This is a genomic window from uncultured Dechloromonas sp. (assembly GCF_945957265.1).
In the GTDB taxonomy this organism is placed as follows: domain Bacteria; phylum Pseudomonadota; class Gammaproteobacteria; order Burkholderiales; family Rhodocyclaceae; genus Azonexus.
The window spans coordinates 1-18,135 of sequence record NZ_CAMFKO010000047.1 but is presented as its reverse complement, the minus strand read 5'-3'; the positions used below and the strand labels follow the sequence as shown (position 1 = coordinate 18,135).

Genomic DNA, 18,135 nt, shown 5'->3' with positions numbered 1-18,135 from the left:
GGGCCTGCCGCTAGCTTGCCGCCGCCCTGGCCCGGGCGGCGTGCAGCTTCCGGTAGCTGTCGATCAGGCGCTGGTGCCGGTCCAGCCCTTCCAGTTTCAGGCTGGTCGGCGTCAGGCCATGGAAGCGCACGCTGCCATCCGTCGAGCCGATGGCGGCATCCATCCGCGGGTCGCCGAACATGCGGCGGAAATTGGCCTCGTAGTCGGCCAGCTCCAGTTCGTCGTCGAGCAGCACTTCCAGCACCGCGTTCAGGGCCTGGTAGAACAGGCCGCGCTCGACGGTATTCTCGTTGTACTGCAGGTAAGCCTCGACCTGTTCCTTGGCCGCCGCGAGATCCTGCAGGGCGAGGTTGATCAGCAGCTTCAGCTCGAGGATCGTCAGCTGGCCCCACTCGGTGTTTTCGTCGAATTCGACGCCGATCAGGGTGATGATGTCGGTGTAGTCGTCGAGTTCGCTGTCCTCCAGGCGCTCCAGCAGCGCTTCCAGCGCGCCGTCGTCCAGCCTGTGCAGGTTCAGGATGTCGGCGCGGAAGGCCAGGGCCTTGTTGGTGTTGTCCCAGATCAGGTCCTCGACCGGGTAAATCTCCGAGTAACCCGGCACCAGGATGCGGCAGGCGGTGGCGCCGAGCTGGTCGTAGACCGCCATGTACACTTCCTTGCCCATGTCTTCGAGAATGCCGAACAGGGTCGCGGCCTCGTCGGCATTGGAGTTTTCGCCGTGGCCGGAGAAGTCCCACTCGACGAAGTCGTAATCGGACCTGGCGCTGAAGAAGCGCCACGACACGACGCCGCTGGAATCGATGAAGTGTTCGACGAAGTTGTTCGGCTCGGTGACGGCGTTGCTTTCGAAGGTCGGCCGGGGCAGGTCGTTGAGGCCTTCGAAGCTGCGCCCCTGGAGCAGCTCGGTCAGGCTGCGCTCGAGCGCCACTTCCAGGCTGGGGTGGGCGCCGAAGGAGGCGAACACGCCGCCGGTGCGCGGGTTCATCAGGGTCACGCACATGACCGGGAATTCGCCGCCCAGCGAGGCATCCTTGACCAGTACCGGGAAGCCCTGTTTTTCCAGCTCCGCGATGCCGGCCACGATGCCGGGGTATTTCGCCAGCACCTCGGCCGGCACGTCGGGCAGCGCGATTTCGCCTTCGAGGATTTCGCGCTTGACGGCCCGCTCGAAAATTTCCGACAGGCACTGCACCTGCGCCTCGACCAGCGTGTTGCCGGCGCTCATGCCGTTGCTCAGGAACAGGTTGTCGATCAGGTTGGTCGGGAAATAGACCGTTTCGCCGTCCGACTGGCGAACGTAGGGCAGCGTGCAGATGCCGCGTTCGGTGTTGCCGGAGTTGGTATCGAGGAGGTGCGAGGCGCGCAACTCGCCGTCCGGGTTGTAGATTGCCCGGCAGTGGTCGTCGAGGATGCCGGCCGGCAGCGCATCCTTGCGGCCCGGCTTGAACCAGCGCTCGTCCGGGTAATGCACGAAGGCCGCGTTGGCGATCTCCTCGCCCCAGAACTGGTCGTTGTAGAAGTGGTTGCAGTTCAGGCGCTCGATGTACTCGCCCAGCGCCGACGCCAGCGCGCTTTCCTTGGTCGCGCCCTTGCCGTTGGTGAAGCACATCGGCGAGTGCGCGTCGCGGATGTGCAGCGACCACACGTTGGGCACCAGGTTGCGCCACGAGGCGATCTCGATCTTGATGCCCAGGCCGGCCAGAAAGCCCGACATGTTGGCGATGGTCTGCTCGAGCGGCAGGTCCTTGCCGGCGATGTAGGTCTGCGTCGCCGAATCGGCATTCAGCGTGAGCAGGGCCTGCGCATCGGCATCCAGGTTTTCCACCTCCTCGATGACGAACTCGGGCCCGGCCTGCACCACCTTCTTCACGGTGCACCGGTCGATGGAACGCAGGATGCCCTGCCGATCCTTGTCGGAAATATCCGCCGGCAGCTCGACCTGGATCTTGAAAATCTGCTGGTAGCGGTTTTCCGGATCGACGATGTTGTTCTGCGACAGGCGGATGTTCTCGGTCGGGATGTTGCGCGTGTCGCAGTACAGCTTCACGAAGTAGGCCGCGCACAAGGCCGACGAAGCCAGGAAGTAATCGAACGGCCCCGGCGCCGAGCCGTCGCCTTTGTAGCGGATGGGCTGGTCGGCAATGACCGTGAAGTCGTCGAACTTGGCCTCCAGGCGAAGCTTGTCGAGAAAGTTGACCTTGATTTCCATGCAGGGATTCCAGATAGGGTTCAAAACGAATCGGCCGCTATTATCGGATTTTCCCGGGGGAAAGGCGGGGGTTTCTCGGTGCCCGGCGGGGCGGACGGGGCGTTTATCCGTCCGCAATCCCTCGGCGCTTAAGTCGAAAGGTCTATTGTGATTCGTTATATACAAAAGTACATTACGAATCCGGGAACCCCTGAAAGTCTTCGCGCTCTTGGAAAATTTCTACGAACGCGACTATCGATATATACAAATGGATATAACGAATTCATCGCCTTTTTCCGTGGCTGCCATTACCGCCGACAGCGCTCCGGCGGTGGAGGACTTGCTGGCCAGCTTCGCGCTATCGCTCAGGGAGCGGGGGTGGTGGGTCCGCGGGATTCTGGCCACGACGGCGTGGCAACCCAGCGGGAATGTGTGTCCCGCATTCATCGACCTGGATTCGTGCCGCAGCTACACGCCGGATCAATACCAGGCCGCTTCGAATACCTCCGGCGGGCGAGATGAACAATCCGCGTTGGCGGGTCACATGAAGGACATCGTGCGCGATGGCGCCGACCTGGCCATCTTCCCTCGCTTTTCGTCGTCGGAGGCGGCGGGAAAAGGCGTGGCTGCCGAACTGTTTCTGTTGATGGCATCCGGTATCCCCCTGCTGACCACCGTTCGCCCACAGCAATACGATGCCTGGCGGTCCTTCACCGGAAATCGCTTCGTGTTGCTGCCGCCAGCGTTGGACAGCATGTTTTCGTGGATCGAGGGGGTCTGGCGGGAACAGCACGGCCTGGCAACCGGCGGGGCGTACCCGAACCCATGCGGCAATTGGGGGCTGCAGCAATCGACCATCGGCAACTGCCGATAACATCCCCGGCGGCGCGCGCCCGTCCTCAGCCGCCCTGGCGCGCCCTGTCGCGCAGCGCCTTCCACAGGTGATCGACGACCTCGCGGGGCGGGGTGTCGTTGTCGATTTCGGGTTCGTTGCGCAGCACGAGTTCGAGCACCTGCACGGTCAGGTCCGGGGAGGCCAGGGCGTGGCGGCCGATCTCGGCCCAGAAGGCGACGACCTGCTCAACCGGTTGGTGCGTCGCCGCGGCGCTTTTCAGAGCCTGTTCGTAGAGGCCGCTGCTGAGCGGGACGCCGAGTTCGACGCTCATGCGGCCTGCGGCGGGGTAGCGAGCATGGAGAGGGCGACGGCTTCGGCGACCTTGATGCCGTCCACGCCCGCCGACAGGATGCCGCCCGCATAGCCAGCGCCTTCGCCGGCCGGGTAGAGGCCGCGGGTGTTGATGCTCTGGTAGTCGGGGCCGCGCTTGATGCGGATCGGCGATGAGGTGCGCGTCTCGACGCCGGTGAGCACCGCGTCGGCCATGGCGAAGCCCCTGATCTGGCGGTCGAAGGCGGGGATCGCCTCGCGCAGCGCCTCGGTGACGTAGGCGGGCACGCAGGCGCTCAGCTCGGTCCAATGCACGCCCGGCTGGTAGGAGGGTTCGACGCTGCCTTGCGCGGTGGACGGCCGGCCGGCCAGGAAATCGCCGATCTTTTGCGCCGGGGCGCTGTAGTCGCCGCCGCCGGCGACGAAGGCGGCGGACTCCCAGTGGCGCTGGAAATCCATGCCGATGAGCGGGTTCTTCCTGAAATCGCCGGGGAAATCCTCGGGGTCGATGTTCACCACCAGGGCCGAGTTGGCGTTGCGTTCGGCGCGCGAATACTGGCTCATGCCGTTGGTGACGACGCGGCCGGGTTCCGAGGTGGCGGCGACCACCTGGCCGCCGGGGCACATGCAGAAGCTGTAGGCGGCGCGGCCGTTCTTGCAGTGGTGCACCAGCTTGTAGTCGGCGGCGCCGAGGATTTCGTTGCCGGCGCTGGGGCCGAAGCGGGCGTTGTCGATCAGCGTTTGCGGGTGTTCGACGCGGAAGCCGATGGCGAAGGGCTTGGCTTCGACGTAGACGCCGCAGTCGTGGATCATCTGGAAGGTGTCGCGGGCGCTGTGGCCGACGGCGAGCACGACGTGGCGGCTCATCAGCCGCTCGCCGCCGGCGAGTTCGACGCCGACGACCTGGCCGTCCTCGCGCAGCAGCCGGTCCACCCTGGCCTCGAAGCGGATTTCGCCGCCCAGGTCGACGATGTTCTGGCGGATGTTCTCGACCATCTTGACCAGCCGGAAGGTGCCGACGTGCGGCTTGCTGACGTAGATGATCTCCTCGGGGGCGCCGGCCTTGACGAACTCTTCCAGCACCTTGCGGCCGTAGAAGTTGGGGTCCTTGATCTGGCTGTACAGCTTGCCGTCCGAGAAGGTGCCGGCGCCGCCTTCGCCGAACTGCACGTTCGATTCCGGGTTCAGCGTGTTCTTGCGCCACAGGCCCCAGGTGTCCTTGGTGCGCTCGCGGACGATCTTGCCGCGCTCGAGCACGATGGGGCGAAAGCCCATCTGGGCCAGGAGCAGGGCGGCCATGAAGCCGCAGGGGCCCATGCCGATGACGATGGGCCGCTCGGCGAGGCCGGCCGGCGCCCGGGCGACGACCTTGTAGGCCATGTCAGGCGTCGGGCCGACGTTGCGGTCGCCGTGCAGGCGCTTGAACACGGCGGCTTCGTCGCGCAGGGTGCAGTCGAGCGTGTAGATCAGTGCAATGGCGGATTTCTTGCGGGCGTCGTAGCCGCGGCGGAAGATGCTGAAGTCCAGCAGGTCGGCTTCGGCAATGCCCAGGCGCTGGCAGATGGCCGGGCGCAGGGCGTCGGCGGCATGGTCGAGCGGAAGTTTCAGTTCGGTGATGCGCAACATGGGCGGTCCTCAGCGAGCCTTGAACTGCTTGTGGCAGGACTTGCAGCCGTCGTGCACGGCGTCGTAGGCTTTTTCGATGGCCGCCTTGTCGCCGCCCTGGACGGCGGCCTGCAACTGGTCGGTGGCCGCCAGGAAGGCCTGCTTTTCCTTGTCGAAGGCGGCGGGCTGGCTCCACACCTCGGGCGTCGCCTTGGTCGGCGGGTAATTGGTATCCGGGCCGAAGTGGCTCCACGGTCCGTCGCGCCTGGCGACCAGCTCGGCGGTGAATTTCCCGAAGCGTTCGGCGTCGTACGGCCCCTTGCGCAGCATCACGCCCATCGGCTCGAAGGACTTGATGATCTCCTTGAAGGCTTGCTGGCGCTGCTTGACCGGCTGCCCCGGGCGGGTGTCCTCGGGCTCGCCGCAGGCGGCCAGCAAGGTGACGGACAGGATGAGGGCGGCACGTAGGACGGCGGGCATGGGCGTGGGGCGGCGTGAAATCGGGAGGCGCCGATTATACGTGCTGCCCGCGACCCGCAGGAAACGCCCGGCGCCGCCGGCCTTGGCGGCGTTACGTAGTAGCCACAGTTCTCGGTTTCATCATGCGGATATAAATTCTGCAATGTGGAATATGGGCGGCGCGGAAATGCGCGGCGCCATCGAGTATCTTTTCGGAAGGGGTGGCTGTGAGGCGTTTTCAGGCAACTTGTGCGCGTGCCGGATGGCTCGCGTTGGCGGTTTTTCTCTGCTCGGGCGCGGCCCACGCCGACCTCAGGGTGGTGCAGATCGCGCCGCTCAGCGGTCCCTTGGCCGATACTGGCAAACTGCTCCGCCAGGGGGCCGAGCTGGCCTTCCGCGAAGCCAACGACAAGGGCGGCGTGCAGGGCCAGAAGGTGGTGCTCGAATCGCTGGACGACGGCTACAAGGTGGAAGAGACGGTGCGCCTGGCCCGCGAGGTCGCCCGGCGGCCGGACAAGCCGGTGGCGCTGCTCGGCCTGGTCGGCACCGGGAACATGGCGGCGCTCCTCAAGCAGGGCGTCGTCGACGAGCTGGGCCTGCCCATCGTCGGCGTCCGCACCGGCGCCGTCAACCTGCGCCAGCCCGGGCATCCGCTGGTGTTCCATCTGCGCGCCAGCTACGAGTCGGAGATGGACAAGCTGGTTGAAATGGCGTCCGCCATCGGCAGCCGCCAGTTCGCCGTCTTCTACCAGGACGACCCCTTCGGCCAGGACGGCCTGGAGTCGGCGCGCAAGGCGCTCGCCAAGCGCAACCTGAGTCTGGTGGCGAGCGCCGGATACGCCAAGAACACGACCCAGGTCGACGCGGCGGTCGACACCCTGCTCAAGGCGAGCGCCGTGCAGGCCATCGTCATGGCATCGAATACCCAGGCCACGGCCGCCTTCGTCCAGGCCTACCGGGCGCGCGGCGGCGTCGCCCAGCTTTACGCGCTGTCGGTCAACAACGACCGCGAGATCGTCGAGCGGATCGGTGCCGAACGGGCACGCGGGCTGGGTATCGTGCAGGTGGTGCCGTTTCCGTTTTCCGGGGTCATGCCGCTGGCGCGCGAGTACCAGAAGGCGCTGGGCCGGCGGCACCCGGAAGCGCAGCCGACGGTGACCGGGATGGAAGGCTTCATCTACGGCAAGGTGCTGCTCGAGGCGCTCCGCCGGGCCGGCCCGCAAGCGACGCGCGATGCCGTGGTCAAGGCGCTGGAAGGCGCGCCGTTCGAACTGGGCGGCCATGTCGTCGATTTCTCGCCGCAGAGCCACGAGGGCAGCCAGTTCGTCGAGCTGACGATCATCGGCGCCGGCGGCAAGCTGATGCGTTGACGCCCGGCGGCTCAGGTCACGACGTAATCGACGACTGCCGGCGCCGCGCTGCGCGGCGTTTCGCCGACCAGCTCGCAGACCGATGCTTCGATGCCGTGGCACATCGAGGCCAGGGCCAGGTCGTTCGGTTCGGTGCCGAAGGGCTCCTCGATCTGTTCGCCGATGACGTCGAGGGCGAGGAAGGTGTAGGCGATGAACGGGGCGACGACGGCGGTCAGCCAGCCGATCGAGGTGCTGAGGCCGACCGGCAGCAGCAGGCAATAGACCATCACCGTCCGGTTCATCAGCACGCGGTAGGTGTAGGGAATGGGGGTGTTGGCGATCCGCTCGCAGGCGCCGGAGGCTTCGGTGAGCAGGTTAAGGTTGCGGTCCATGGCCAGCAGCTGCAGGTCGCTGATCGCGCCATTGCGCTGCGCGGCGGCGAGTTCGCGGCCCAGCGCGAGGAGCAGGACGGCGGGCGGAAAGCGGGCGGCGCAGACGTGCTCGACCAGTGCCGGGTCGAGCCGGCAGGCCAGGTCGGCCCGCGGGTCGGTGCGCCGCAGCTGGTGCTTGAGGGCGTAGGCGAAGGCGGCCAGCATGCGCGCCACGCGTTGCTGCAGCTCGATTTCAGGAGGGGCGAAGCTGGCGATTTCGCGGGTCAGCGAGCGGGCGGCGATGAGCAGGGCGCCCCACTGCTTGCGCGCCTCCCAGTAGCGTTCGTAGCTGACCGAGTTGCGGAAGCCGAGGAAGATGGCCAGCGCCACGCCCATCAGCGTGAACGGCGGGATGGACAGCGCCGAGGCGGCATGGGCGTTCATCCACCAGTCCAGGCTGAGGACGCTGGCGACGGATACCGCCAGGACGAGCAGCAGGCGGGTGGCGATGTACGGCAGTACCGAGCCGCGCCAGACGAAGAGCAGGCGAAACCAGTGGAGGTGGGGGCGAACGATCATCGGGCGGGCAAGGGGAAAGGTGACGGGGGGCGGGGTTTCAGCGCGTTTCGTCCACGACCATGATCAGCCGGGCTTCGATGTCGGCGACGATGCGTGCCGCCTCGCCGTCGCCGCAGCAGGCTGCGGCCAGCGCCGGCGGGCGGACGAGGCCGATCCGGGTGGTGCCGTTTTCGGTGAACACCGAGATGCGCCAGGGCAGCGCCAGGCTCAGGCGCATGTCGATATTGAGCAGGTCGGCGGCGTGGCGGTAGTTGATGACCTCATGCACCTGGCACTCCTCGTCGAAGTCGATTCCCCGCCGCTGCAGCAGTTCGCCGAGGTCCTGGCGATGCAGGACGACGAAACCCAGGCGCTCGATCACCGGCCCCAGGTCGAGATTGGCTTCGTAGAACGACTTGCTGCTTTCGACGATGTAGAACACGACTCTTCCTTGGGCTGGGTTGCGGGCAGCAGGATAGCGGAGGCGCGTCGATCGAACAATCCGCCCGCGCCGTTCAGCCGCCGGGCGCGGTCGGGCGGTCGACGGCCAGCCGGAAGGCGTTGCGGCCGCCGTGTTTGGCGACGTACAAGGCGCGGTCGGCGTTTTCCAGCAACTGGCAGATGTCCTTGCCGTGCGTCGGGTAGATGGCGATGCCGATGCTGGCGCTGACCGGGCTGCGAATGCCGTCGTAGGGCTCGGCCAGGCGCGTGACGAGGCGCTGGGCGGTTTCCACGGCGCTTTCCCGGTCGGCATCGACGAGCAGGATGGAGAACTCGTCGCCGCCCATGCGGGCCGCCGCATCCGAGGCCCGAATGGTCGATTCGATGCGGCGGGCGACGGCTTCGAGAAGGTGGTCGCCGGCGGGGTGCCCCTCTTCGTCATTGACCACCTTGAAATTGTCGAGGTCGATGGCGAGCACGGCGAGCCGGCCGTTTTCGCGCTCGGCGACGGCCAGCTGGTGCTGGAGCAACTCGTAGAAGAGGGCGCGGTTGGCCAGTTCGGTCAAGGGGTCGTGGTAGGCGCGGTGATGCACCTCGGCCATCAGGTGCGAGGCTTTGACGATGGCCTCGCCGACCGCCTCGGCTTCGTAGAGCTGTATCCGCGGCGGGGCGAGCGGCTTGCCTTCGCGCAGGGCCAGCGCGGCGTCGTTGAGGTATTCGACCGACGACAGCACGCGGCGGGTGATCACGATGGCCAGCCAGCTGCCGGCGACGATGAAGAACAGCGCGGCGAGGCCGATGCCGGTGAACAGGCGGAACATCCCGGCCTCGATCAGCGTCTTGGGGGCGCCGGTGGCGACGCTCCAGTTCCAGCGCGCCGAGCGGGCGTAGGCGGTGGTCACCGCCGTACCGTCCTCGGTCGTCGTCGATACGGAGCCGTGCATGTCGTCCTGCAGGCGCTTGCGCAGATCGGGCAGCGCCTTGCGGCCGACGAACTGTTCGCCGTCGCGGGACAGCGCGACCACCGTTCCGGAACCGTCGATGATCGCGGCCAGCCAGCCGCTCGGGATCGGCTGGCGGTTGAGCAGCTGGATCAACTGCTCGGGAAGGAGCCCGATGACCAGGGTGTAGATGATCGTGCCGTCCCGTCCATAGACCGGCACGCCGAGGGCGATGACCTGTTTCCCGGCGAGGGGCGTGACGAACAGATCGGTGAGGACGGTCTTGCCGGATTCGAATATTTCCGCCAGCTGCGTCGGGTTGCCGCTGGCCGGCAGCGGCGTGCCATAGGGGCGCAGGGTATTGAGAATCTGCCTGCCCTGCGGGTCGATCAGCACGTAGGCGTAGGCCGTCTGGGATTTGAGGGCGGCGCGGGCGATTTCATGGAAGCGGTGCAATTCGCCGCTTTTCAGCTGTTCGGCGGTGGCCAGCACGCGCAGGCCGGATTCCATGGCGGCCAGCTCGCGGTCGAGCTCGACCAATATCTGCCCGGCCAGGCGTTCCGTCTCGCTGGCCATATGGCGCTTTTCCAGCTGGTAGTTGGCGAGGACCAGGTAGGCGCAGAGCGCCACGCCGGGCAGCACGCAGATGAGGACGAGGACGAACAGGCTGGTGCGCAGCGACACATGGCGCGGCTGGACAGCGGCATGGGCATGCGCGCCCGCGCACGCCGCCGTCGCCATAGCCTCGCTGTCGTGCTGTCCGTCTGCCGTCGACTTTCCGCTCACGCCGGGTCCTCCTGGCGGGTGACCAAAAACGGAGTCGCCGAACCGGCTCGTCCGCTTGCATCGCACTCATCAGGCTAGGCTTGGCTGTGGCTTACGTCAATCCCGGCATGGGTTCGCCGGCCGATTTTCCATCGTTCGAAAAAAAACGCTCGGGGGTGTAAGAAATGCGTGGCCGTGCCGACCAATCCTTCGAGCGAACGAACAATGCGCTCGCGACATCCCAACCACTACGGAGAAAATCATGAAAAAGCAGAACCTCGTTTCCCTGACCGCCTGTTCGCTGCTCGCAGCCGCCACCTTCGGTTCCGTCGCCCATGCGGCCGACAATCCGTTTGCCGCCAAGCCGTTGCAGGACGGCTATCAACTGGCCCAGGCCGACAAGAAGATGGACGGCAAGTGCGGTGAAGCCAAGTGCGGCGCCGATCGCAAGGGCGGCATGGAAAAGAAGAAGGACGGCAAGTGCGGCGAGGCGAAGTGCGGTGCCGACAAGAAGGGCATGGCCGACAAGAAGAAGGATGGCAAGTGCGGCGAAGCCAAGTGCGGCGCCGACAAGAAGTAAGCAGGGGAGCGGGCGGCGCGCGCCAGCGGCCCGTCGCCGCCCGGACCGGGACACCACAAGGAACCGTCATGAACCATCGCCCCCTTGGCGGCGCAGGGCTCGGCTTTCGCCGGGAACTGATCGCCGAACTTCGCAACGGTGTCCCGGAGGGCATCGACTTCTTCGAGCTGGCGCCGGAAAATTGGGCCGGCATGGGCGGCCGGTCGGCCCGGGACCTGCGCCATTTCACCGAGCGCCATCCCTTCGTCTGCCACGGCCTGTCCCTGTCGCTGGGCGGGCCGGCGCCGCTGGATTCAGCGCTGCTGCGGCGGATCAGGGCCTTCATGGCCGAGCACGGGATCGGCCTCTACACCGAGCACCTGTCCTGGTGCGCCGACGACAGCCACCTCTACGAATTGCTGCCGATCCCGCTCAGCGCGGAGGCCGTGCGGTGGACGGCCGGGCGCATCGGCCAGGCCCAGGACATCCTTGGCTGCCGGATCGGCATCGAGAACGCCTCGTACTACGTGGCGCCGCCGGGGGCGGAGATGAGCGAGGCGGAATTCATCTCGGCCGTCGTTGATGAGGCGGACTGCCTGCTGCACCTCGACGTCAACAACATCTACGTCAATAGCCGGAATTTCGGCTTCGATCCCCTGGCTTTCCTGCAGGCATTGCCGCTGGAGCGCACCTGCTACATCCATGTCGCCGGCCATTATGTCGAGGCCGACGGCCTGCTGGTCGATACGCACGGCGCCGCGGTGATCGACCCGGTATGGTCGCTGCTGGCCGAGACTTACCGGCGCATCGGCAGCGACATTCCCACCTGCCTCGAGCGCGACTTCAACATCCCCGACCTGGCGCAGCTGAGCGCCGAGGTCGGCCGCATCGCCCGCCTGCAGGCGCAGATGCATACGGCAGAAAGGCAGGTGGCATGATGCAGCCCGGCTTTCAGCAGTTCCAGCACGCCTTCGCGCGCCATCTGCGCGATCCGCATCGCGTGCCGCGCCCGGCCGGGACACCGGAGGGCCTGGTTGCCGTCTATCGCGAACTGGTCTTCAACAACCTGTGCGGTTTCGTCGATAGCTGTTTCCCGGTCTGCCGCCAGCTGCTCGGCGAAGCGCGCTGGCGCCGCCTGTGCCGCGGCTTCCTGCGCGACTGGCCGATGCACTCGCCGTGGTTTCGCGAGATTCCCGGCGAATTCGCCCGCTATCTCGGCACCTCGGGCATCGCTCAGCCCTTGCCCCGCTGGCTGCCCGAACTGGCGCATTACGAGTGGGCCGAGCTGGCGGTGGACGTGATGGAAGCGCCCCGGCCGCAGGCCGATCCGGCGGGCGACCCGATGCAAGCAGGGGTGGTGCTCAACCCGGCCTTGATGAACCTGGCCTACGCCTGGCCGGTCCATCGGATCGGCGCCGACTATCGTCCGCGCAAGCGGCAGCCGACCCATCTGCTGGTCTATCGCGACGGCGACGATACGGTACGGTTTTCGGAAGTCACGCCGCTCACCGCGCGCCTGATCGATCTCCTGCGCGCGCCCGAGGCGCCGACCGGCAGGCAGGCCATCCTGCGCCTGGCCGACGAACTCGCTTATCCCGATCCGCAGAAGCTGCTCGGCTTCGGGGCCGGGCTGCTCGACGACCTGCTGCGGCAAGGCGTCATCCTGGGGAGCCAATCATGAAGAACATCGCGTTGCGGACACTCGATGGCATCGACCTGCTGGGCCTGTGGATCGGGCTGCTCAGCCTGCGCATCCTGCTCGGCTGGGACTTCTTCGAATCCGGCCTGGAAAAACTCCACGGCCACAACTGGTTTGCCGACATCCAGGAGCGCTTTCCCTTCCCGTTCAACGTCGTTCCGCCGGAAATCAGCTGGCAGATGGCCACCTGGTTCGAACTGCTGGGCGGCATCGCGCTGGTCGTCGGCCTGGCCACCCGCTTCGTTTCGATCTCGCTGACCGTTCTCACCGTGGTGGCCATCGCCGCCGTGCATTGGCCGGAGTCCTGGGGCAGCTACGGCGAACTGATGCAGGGCTATGTCTTTACCGACAGCGGGCAGGGTAATTTCAAGCTTCCGGTGCTGTTCATTGGTATGCTGTTGCCACTGCTGCTGCACGGCCCCGGGAAACTGTCCATCGATGCCTGGATTCGGCGGCGTTGCACCGAAAACCCTGTCAACTCCCTGAATGCATCGACCTCTCTTGTCCGACAAACCGTTAATCGATGACCAATTCGTTGCGGAAGTGCGCCGCGACATGCTGAAGTTTGCCCAATTGCAACTGCGCGATGCGACGCTGGCGGAAGACGCGGTGCAGGAGGCGCTGGTCGCCGCCCTGGCCGGGGCGCGCGATTTTGCCGGGCGCTCGGCGCTGAAGACCTGGGTTTTTTCTATCCTGCGCAACAAGATCGTCGACCTCATCCGCGTCCAGTCCCGAACCACCAACGTCTCCGCGCTGGGCGACGACGAGGCCGGCCTGGATGAGACCTTCGACGCCCTGTTCAAGGACAACGCGCACTGGCGGCCGGAAACGCGCCCGTTCGGCTGGGGCGATCCGGCCGACACCCTGCGCGAGGAGCGTTTCTGGGAGGTCTTCGAAGCCTGCCTCGATCATCTGCCGGAAAAGACGGCCCGCGTTTTCATGATGCGCGAGTTCCTGGAATTCGAGACGGACGAGGTCTGCCGTGAATTGAGCCTCACCGTCAGCAACTGCAACGTGATCCTGCATCGCGCCCGCAACGGCTTGCGCCGCTGCCTGGAGGGAAGCTGGTTCGCACCCGGAGAGCGCGCATGCTGAACTGCAAGGAAGCCACGCGGCTGATGTCGGAAGCCCAGGATCGCCCGCTGAGCACGGGCGAGAAGCTGCAACTCGAAGTGCATCTGGCGATGTGCCGCGGTTGCCGCAACTTCCGCGAACAGATGGATTTCCTGCGCCTGGCCTGCCGCCGCTTCATGCAGCGGCGGGGCGGCGGCGACGACAGTTCGTCGGCGTCCTGATCCTGCCCATGTCGCCGATCGGGATGCCCGCCGCCCTCATCTGCGCAGCACGACACGGCGCCGCGCGATGAAACGCAAACCGCCGCCGCCCACGCCGGAGGCCGAGTCCGGCTACAGCGATGCCGCCCGGGGGGCCGTCCAGGAAACCGCCGCCCGCGTCGAAGAGATGCACCGGGCCATTGCCGCGACCACCTTCGACACCCTGGACAAGATACCCGGCGTCGCCCTGCCGGCCGGGCTCGTCCGCCAGGCCCACGACCTGATCGCCGGCGGCGTCTATGCCGCCATCCAGCACGGCAGCGGCGGCCTGCTGGGGGTGGGCGCCTTGCTCGAAAAACAGCTGCCGCCCGGCGAGGCGCCGCCGGGCCGTCTGGGCGGCGTGCGCAGCGCCCTGAATGCCGCTTTCGGAGACCATCTGGCGCAGATGGGCAATGTCCTGGCCATCGACATGGCCCTGTATCGCGACGACGTGCCGCTCGCCATCGACAGCGCCGCGCTGGCGGCGGCTTTCCCGGACAGCGGCGGACGCCTCTGCCTGTTCGTTCACGGCCTGGCCTTCGACGAACACTGCTGGTCGCCGGCCAACGCAGGCGAGATCGATTTCGGCCGCCAGCTGCTCGCCGATTTCGCCCTGGAGCCGCTCTACCTGCGCTACAACACCGGCTTGCCGATCGCCGGAAACGGCGAGCGACTGGCCATCCTGCTCGACAGGCTCGTCGCCTGCTGGCCGGTGCCGGTTCGGGAACTGGTGCTGATCGGCCACAGCATGGGCGGGCTGATTGCGCGCGCCGCCTGCGAACGGGCGGCAGAGGACGATTTGCGCTGGTTGCGCTCCCTGCGCATGCTGCTTTGCCTGGGCTCGCCCCACCTCGGGTCGCCGGTCGAACGGCTTGGCGAATTGGCCGGCCAGGCGCTCAAGCTCAGTCGCGTGACCGCGCCGCTGGGAAAAGTGGCCGATGCCCGCAGCCAGGGCATCAAGGATTTGCGCCACGGCCCCGGCGCCAGGCCGGAAACCCCGCATGCCGTGGCCCTGCGTTTCATCGGCAGCACGCTGACCGACGATGTCGACCACCCGCTGGCCGAGTGGTTCGGTGACGGACTGGTCACCCTGGGCAGCGCGACCGATCATCCGGTGACCGGCAACGTCGATAGCGCGCGTCTCGGCGGCATCGCCCACATGGGGCTGACCTGCGACGCCCGCGTTTACGCCTGCATCAAGGATTGGCTGGCGGCCTTGCCCTGACTCGCCGGCGCGGATGAATGGCTGGGCGGGCGATCAGCCCAGCGATTTCTCGATGGCTTCGAGCAGCTTCAGTGCGCGTTCGCGGTTCCTGGCGACCGCCGCGGCCCGCGCATCGACGTCGGCGCTCTCGGCGCGCGATGCTTCCAGCAAGGCCTCGTGCGGCGTCATGCCGCCCAGCGCGGCTTCCAGCATGCGTTCGGCTTGTTGGTCGATGTCCTGGTCAGACATGCGTTACTCTCCCTGCATTTCAATGGCTCGGCTTTGTACCAGAAAAAAGGCCCTGCGGGTGACGCAGGGCCTTTTTTTCGGCTGAAGCCGGATCTTAGCGCTTGGTCAGCGCGGCGATGTTGGCCTGGGTGGCGTCGGCGAACTGCTTGGCCACGGCATTCATGTTGCCGAAAGCGGAGTTGGCGGCGGCAACGGCGCTCTGGATGGCGGCAACGGCGCTTTCGGAACCGGCCGGGGCGGACTTGGCGGCCAGGTCGACCATCTTGGTGACGGACTTCTGGAATTCGCCGAACTGGGCTTCGACCATCTTGGCCAGTTCCTGCTGGGCTTCGCTGGTGATTTCGTAAACCGACTTGCCGTAGGCGACGGCCTTGTCGACAGCCGGCTGGGCCAGCGACTTCTGGGCGGCGAAGGCGGCTTGCGGGTCCTTGGCGGAGAGCACGGTCTGCACGCCGGAGGCGGTGTCTTCCAGGGCGCTGCGGGCGGTGTTCAGGTTGAGGGCGGCGATGCGCTCGGCGGAGGCGAGGGCGGTGTTGGCAACAGCCAGCAGGGAATCAACGGTGGCCTTGTTGGCGGCGGCGAACTGTTCGGTATTGATGGACATGGCGGTTTCCTAGGTGGGGGGTAATGAATGAAATCGACGCCAGTATAGAGCACTTTTTCCGAAAATTGTGCACTGCAGCAAAATTGCTTGCGAATGGTGGCCAGGGTGGCGGCGCGGGTGGCGCAGAGCGGCCCGGAAAACCCGTGCCGCCGGCGGCGTCGATTCGCCCCCGTTTGGTGCGTTGCGGCGTCATCGGGCTTTCATGAAGTGCATGGCAACATCGTAATCGGGACAAAGCACGGGTTTTCGGGATGGTTCGCCTTTTGCTTTTAACCTGCCAGTCATCCTGCCCGGAGCCGCAAGTGTCCATTCACGTCGCCCTCAACCACGTCACGCACTATTCCTACGACCGCCTGGTCAATCTGGGGCCGCAGATCATCCGCCTGCGCCCCTGCCCGCATTCGCGGACGCGCATCCTGTCGTACTCGCTGAAGATCACGCCGGAGACCCATTTCATCAACTGGCAGCAGGACCCGCAGGGCAACTACCTGGCCCGCCTGCTGTTCCCGGAAAAAACCCGCGAGTTCCGCTTCGAGGTCGACCTGGTCGCCGAAATGTCGGTCATCAATCCCTTCGATTTCTTCCTCGAACCGCACGCCGAGGAATTCCCGTTTGCCTACGAGGACTGGCAGCGCCACGAACTGACGCCCTATCTGTACAAGGTGGCCGGCGGCAAGCGATTCGACAAATACGTCGCCGGCATCTCGCTGGAGAAGAAGCGCAGCGTCGATTTCCTGGTGGCGCTCAATGCCCAGGTCCAGCGCGACATCGGCTACACCATCCGCATGGAGCCGGGGGTGCAGACGCCCGAGGAAACGCTGACCAGGAAAACCGGTTCCTGTCGCGACTCGGCCTGGCTGCTGGTGCAGATCCTGCGCCACCTCGGCCTGGCCGCCCGCTTCGTGTCCGGCTACCTGATCCAGCTGACGCCGGACGTCAAGTCGCTCGACGGCCCCTCCGGCCCGGAAGCAGACTTCACCGACCTGCACGCCTGGGCCGAGGTCTACCTGCCGGGCGCCGGCTGGATCGGCCTCGACCCGACCTCGGGCCTGTTCGCCGGCGAAGGCCACATTCCGCTCGCCTGCACGCCGGAGCCGGCCTCGGCGGCGCCCGTCACCGGCGGCATCGACGAATGCGAGACCGAGTTCGCCCACCACATGCAGGTCACCCGCGTCTGGGAGGCGCCGCGCGTCACCAAGCCCTATGGCGACGCGCAGTGGATCGAGATCGAAAGCCTCGGCCAGGCCATCGACGCCAGGCTGCAGGCCATGGACGTGCGCCTGACCCAGGGCGGCGAGCCGACCTTCGTGGCCAGCGACGACCCCGACGGCGCCGAGTGGAACACCGCCGCCCTCGGCCCGACCAAGCGTTTCTACGCGGCCGAACTGTTTCACAAGCTGCGCGAGAAATACGCGCCCAACGGCCTGATGCACTTCGGCCAGGGCAAGTGGTATCCCGGCGAGCAGCTGCCGCGCTGGTCGCTGAACTGCTTCTGGCGCAAGGATGGCGAGCCGATCTGGAACGCCCCGGCCCTCTATGCCGACGAGCGCCAGGACTACGGCGCCACCGCCGAGCAGGCCGGCCGCTTCCTGAAGCGCGTCGCCGAGCGCCTGGGGGTGACATCCGAGCATGTCTTCCCGGCCTACGAGGATGTCTATTACTACCTGTGGCGCGAGCGCCGCCTGCCCGGCAACGTCGATCCCTTCGATTCGCGGGTGGACGATCCACTCGAGCGCGAACGGCTGATGAAGGTGTTCACGCAGGGCATGACGCATACCGTCGGCCATGTGCTGCCGATCATGAAGAACGTCGGCGACGCGTGGCAGACCGGCCCGTGGTTCCTGCGCGCGGAGCGCTGCTACCTGTTTCCCGGCGATTCGCCGCTCGGCTATCGCCTGCCGCTCGATTCGCAGCCGTGGACGGCGAAGAGCGATTATCCCTACATCAATCCGCCCGACGCCGAAATGGCCAGGGCGCCGCTGCCCAGTCACGCCGCGTACCGGGCGCTGGCGAACGGACAGAAACCGGCCCGCGCCCAGATGCGGGTGCCGGGCCCGGCCTTCGGTCGGGGCGGTCCGGATGGACAGGGGCACCCCTGGGAAAAGCCGACCGACACCGCACCCGGCGACAAGGAGTCGGCGGCCTGGATCACCCGCCAGGCCATGTGTGCCGAGCCGCGCGACGGCAAGCTGTACGTCTTCATGCCGCCGACTCAGAAGCTGGAGGATTACCTCGAAGTGATCGCCGCCGTCGAGGCGACGGCCGAGGAAATGCAACTGCCGGTCATCCTCGAGGGCTACGAGCCGCCGTCCGATCCGCGCCTGACGCATTTCCGCGTCACGCCGGACCCCGGCGTCATCGAGGTCAATATCCACCCGGCCAAGTCCTGGGCGCAACTGGTCGAGCAGACCACCCACCTCTACGAAGCGGCCTACCACACCCGCCTGACCACCGAGAAATTCATGATGGACGGCCGCCACACCGGCACCGGCGGCGGCAACCACTTCGTGCTCGGCGGCGCCACGCCGAACGATTCGCCCTTCCTCCGCCGGCCGGACCTGCTGCGCAGCCTGATTGCCTACTGGCACAACCATCCCAGCCTGTCCTACCTGTTCTCCGGCCTGTTCATCGGGCCGACCAGCCAGGCGCCGCGCATCGACGA

At 66.5% G+C, this 18,135-nt stretch carries 20 protein-coding genes; 11 read left to right on the top strand and 9 right to left on the bottom strand.

Features of this window, described 5'->3' with window-relative positions:
• Positions 1–10: 10 nt before the first annotated feature.
• On the bottom strand, positions 11–2,209 hold the full coding sequence (locus Q0P59_RS18170) for an OsmC domain/YcaO domain-containing protein (protein ID WP_295009014.1): 2,199 nt from the start codon (positions 2,207–2,209) through the stop codon (positions 11–13).
• Positions 2,210–2,486: 277 nt separating this feature from the next.
• On the opposite strand from Q0P59_RS18170, the gene Q0P59_RS18165 reads away from it, so the two are divergent.
• The gene (locus Q0P59_RS18165) at positions 2,487–3,062 is read left to right on the top strand and encodes a DUF2478 domain-containing protein (RefSeq protein ID WP_295009012.1); all 576 of its coding nucleotides are present in this window, start codon (positions 2,487–2,489) and stop codon (positions 3,060–3,062) included.
• 25 nt (positions 3,063–3,087) lie between these two features.
• On the opposite strand, the gene Q0P59_RS18160 is transcribed toward Q0P59_RS18165, so the two are convergent.
• The 3 genes from Q0P59_RS18160 to Q0P59_RS18150 are packed head-to-tail and all read right to left on the bottom strand — an operon-like array spanning position 3,088 to position 5,438.
• Complete coding sequence (locus Q0P59_RS18160; RefSeq protein WP_295009010.1) at positions 3,088–3,354, bottom strand: hypothetical protein; 267 nt, start codon at positions 3,352–3,354, stop codon at positions 3,088–3,090.
• Positions 3,351–4,979, bottom strand: a complete 1,629-nt coding sequence (locus Q0P59_RS18155) for an NAD(P)/FAD-dependent oxidoreductase (protein WP_295009008.1) — start codon at positions 4,977–4,979, stop codon at positions 3,351–3,353. The genes Q0P59_RS18160 and Q0P59_RS18155 overlap by 4 nt, the downstream gene beginning before the upstream one ends.
• A 9-nt stretch (positions 4,980–4,988) precedes the next feature.
• Positions 4,989–5,438, bottom strand: a complete 450-nt coding sequence (locus Q0P59_RS18150) for a cytochrome c (protein WP_295009006.1) — start codon at positions 5,436–5,438, stop codon at positions 4,989–4,991.
• A 251-nt stretch (positions 5,439–5,689) separates the two neighbouring features.
• Between Q0P59_RS18150 and Q0P59_RS18145 the strand changes: the two genes are divergently transcribed.
• Positions 5,690–6,787 (top strand): ABC transporter substrate-binding protein, encoded by a 1,098-nt coding sequence (locus tag Q0P59_RS18145; protein ID WP_295009004.1) that lies wholly within the window; start codon positions 5,690–5,692, stop codon positions 6,785–6,787.
• 11 nt (positions 6,788–6,798) lie between these two features.
• On the opposite strand, the gene Q0P59_RS18140 is transcribed toward Q0P59_RS18145, so the two are convergent.
• The 3 genes from Q0P59_RS18140 to Q0P59_RS18130 all read right to left on the bottom strand — a co-directional run bounded on the left by Q0P59_RS18140 (position 6,799) and on the right by Q0P59_RS18130 (position 9,866).
• The gene (locus Q0P59_RS18140) at positions 6,799–7,719 is read right to left on the bottom strand and encodes a bestrophin family ion channel (RefSeq protein ID WP_295009002.1); all 921 of its coding nucleotides are present in this window, start codon (positions 7,717–7,719) and stop codon (positions 6,799–6,801) included.
• A 37-nt stretch (positions 7,720–7,756) separates the two neighbouring features.
• Positions 7,757–8,140, bottom strand: a complete 384-nt coding sequence (locus tag Q0P59_RS18135) for a DUF302 domain-containing protein (RefSeq protein ID WP_295009000.1) — start codon at positions 8,138–8,140, stop codon at positions 7,757–7,759.
• Positions 8,141–8,213: 73 nt separating this feature from the next.
• Positions 8,214–9,866: a sensor domain-containing diguanylate cyclase gene (locus Q0P59_RS18130; protein ID WP_295008998.1), complete on the bottom strand. Its 1,653-nt coding sequence runs from the start codon at positions 9,864–9,866 to the stop codon at positions 8,214–8,216.
• A 241-nt stretch (positions 9,867–10,107) separates the two neighbouring features.
• On the opposite strand from Q0P59_RS18130, the gene Q0P59_RS18125 reads away from it, so the two are divergent.
• The 7 genes from Q0P59_RS18125 to Q0P59_RS18095 all read left to right on the top strand — a co-directional run bounded on the left by Q0P59_RS18125 (position 10,108) and on the right by Q0P59_RS18095 (position 14,641).
• Positions 10,108–10,425 (top strand): hypothetical protein, encoded by a 318-nt coding sequence (locus tag Q0P59_RS18125; protein WP_295008996.1) that lies wholly within the window; start codon positions 10,108–10,110, stop codon positions 10,423–10,425.
• Between the two features lie 68 nt (positions 10,426–10,493).
• A complete protein-coding gene (locus Q0P59_RS18120) occupies positions 10,494–11,342 on the top strand; it encodes a DUF692 domain-containing protein (protein WP_295008994.1) in 849 nt (282 codons plus the stop codon).
• Complete coding sequence (locus Q0P59_RS18115) at positions 11,339–12,085, top strand: putative DNA-binding domain-containing protein (protein ID WP_295008992.1); 747 nt, start codon at positions 11,339–11,341, stop codon at positions 12,083–12,085. Before Q0P59_RS18120 ends, Q0P59_RS18115 begins: the two co-directional genes overlap by 4 nt.
• Positions 12,082–12,630, top strand: a complete 549-nt coding sequence (locus tag Q0P59_RS18110) for a DoxX family protein (protein WP_295008990.1) — start codon at positions 12,082–12,084, stop codon at positions 12,628–12,630. The genes Q0P59_RS18115 and Q0P59_RS18110 overlap by 4 nt, the downstream gene beginning before the upstream one ends.
• Entirely contained in the window at positions 12,590–13,198 is a 609-nt protein-coding gene (locus tag Q0P59_RS18105) for a sigma-70 family RNA polymerase sigma factor (RefSeq protein ID WP_295008987.1), read from the top strand. Before Q0P59_RS18110 ends, Q0P59_RS18105 begins: the two co-directional genes overlap by 41 nt.
• On the top strand, positions 13,192–13,398 hold the full coding sequence (locus Q0P59_RS18100; RefSeq protein ID WP_295008985.1) for a zf-HC2 domain-containing protein: 207 nt from the start codon (positions 13,192–13,194) through the stop codon (positions 13,396–13,398). Before Q0P59_RS18105 ends, Q0P59_RS18100 begins: the two co-directional genes overlap by 7 nt.
• A gap of 67 nt (positions 13,399–13,465) precedes the next feature.
• Positions 13,466–14,641 carry a hypothetical protein gene (locus tag Q0P59_RS18095; protein WP_295008983.1) on the top strand — a complete coding sequence of 392 codons (1,176 nt, stop codon included), beginning with the start codon at positions 13,466–13,468 and terminating at the stop codon, positions 14,639–14,641.
• A gap of 33 nt (positions 14,642–14,674) precedes the next feature.
• Here Q0P59_RS18095 and Q0P59_RS18090 read toward each other — a convergent pair whose 3' ends face one another.
• Both Q0P59_RS18090 and Q0P59_RS18085 read right to left on the bottom strand, forming a co-directional pair.
• Complete coding sequence (locus Q0P59_RS18090) at positions 14,675–14,869, bottom strand: hypothetical protein (RefSeq protein ID WP_295008982.1); 195 nt, start codon at positions 14,867–14,869, stop codon at positions 14,675–14,677.
• 94 nt (positions 14,870–14,963) lie between these two features.
• Positions 14,964–15,473: a phasin family protein gene (locus tag Q0P59_RS18085; RefSeq protein WP_295008980.1), complete on the bottom strand. Its 510-nt coding sequence runs from the start codon at positions 15,471–15,473 to the stop codon at positions 14,964–14,966.
• Positions 15,474–15,496: 23 nt separating this feature from the next.
• Between Q0P59_RS18085 and Q0P59_RS18080 the strand changes: the two genes are divergently transcribed.
• Positions 15,497–15,679 (top strand): hypothetical protein, encoded by a 183-nt coding sequence (locus Q0P59_RS18080; RefSeq protein WP_295008978.1) that lies wholly within the window; start codon positions 15,497–15,499, stop codon positions 15,677–15,679.
• Between the two features lie 96 nt (positions 15,680–15,775).
• The coding region (locus tag Q0P59_RS18075) for a transglutaminase family protein (RefSeq protein WP_295008976.1) at positions 15,776–18,135 on the top strand (2,360 nt) is incomplete at its 3' end.

Excerpts from the sequence above, each read along its gene's own strand:
- Q0P59_RS18170 (WP_295009014.1), bottom strand. The coding sequence starts at position 2,209 with ATGGAAATCAAGGTCAACTTTCTCGACAAGCTTCGCCTGGAGGCCAAG.
- Q0P59_RS18160 (WP_295009010.1), bottom strand. The coding sequence starts at position 3,354 with ATGAGCGTCGAACTCGGCGTCCCGCTCAGCAGCGGCCTCTACGAACAG.
- Q0P59_RS18155 (WP_295009008.1), bottom strand. The coding sequence starts at position 4,979 with ATGTTGCGCATCACCGAACTGAAACTTCCGCTCGACCATGCCGCCGAC.
- Q0P59_RS18150 (WP_295009006.1), bottom strand. The coding sequence starts at position 5,438 with ATGCCCGCCGTCCTACGTGCCGCCCTCATCCTGTCCGTCACCTTGCTG.
- Q0P59_RS18140 (WP_295009002.1), bottom strand. The coding sequence starts at position 7,719 with ATGATCGTTCGCCCCCACCTCCACTGGTTTCGCCTGCTCTTCGTCTGG.
- Q0P59_RS18125 (WP_295008996.1), top strand. The coding sequence starts at position 10,108 with ATGAAAAAGCAGAACCTCGTTTCCCTGACCGCCTGTTCGCTGCTCGCA.
- Q0P59_RS18120 (WP_295008994.1), top strand. The coding sequence starts at position 10,494 with ATGAACCATCGCCCCCTTGGCGGCGCAGGGCTCGGCTTTCGCCGGGAA.
- Q0P59_RS18115 (WP_295008992.1), top strand. The coding sequence starts at position 11,339 with ATGATGCAGCCCGGCTTTCAGCAGTTCCAGCACGCCTTCGCGCGCCAT.
- Q0P59_RS18110 (WP_295008990.1), top strand. The coding sequence starts at position 12,082 with ATGAAGAACATCGCGTTGCGGACACTCGATGGCATCGACCTGCTGGGC.
- Q0P59_RS18105 (WP_295008987.1), top strand. The coding sequence starts at position 12,590 with ATGCATCGACCTCTCTTGTCCGACAAACCGTTAATCGATGACCAATTC.
- Q0P59_RS18100 (WP_295008985.1), top strand. The coding sequence starts at position 13,192 with ATGCTGAACTGCAAGGAAGCCACGCGGCTGATGTCGGAAGCCCAGGAT.
- Q0P59_RS18095 (WP_295008983.1), top strand. The coding sequence starts at position 13,466 with ATGAAACGCAAACCGCCGCCGCCCACGCCGGAGGCCGAGTCCGGCTAC.
- Q0P59_RS18090 (WP_295008982.1), bottom strand. The coding sequence starts at position 14,869 with ATGTCTGACCAGGACATCGACCAACAAGCCGAACGCATGCTGGAAGCC.
- Q0P59_RS18085 (WP_295008980.1), bottom strand. The coding sequence starts at position 15,473 with ATGTCCATCAATACCGAACAGTTCGCCGCCGCCAACAAGGCCACCGTT.
- Q0P59_RS18080 (WP_295008978.1), top strand. The coding sequence starts at position 15,497 with ATGAATGAAATCGACGCCAGTATAGAGCACTTTTTCCGAAAATTGTGC.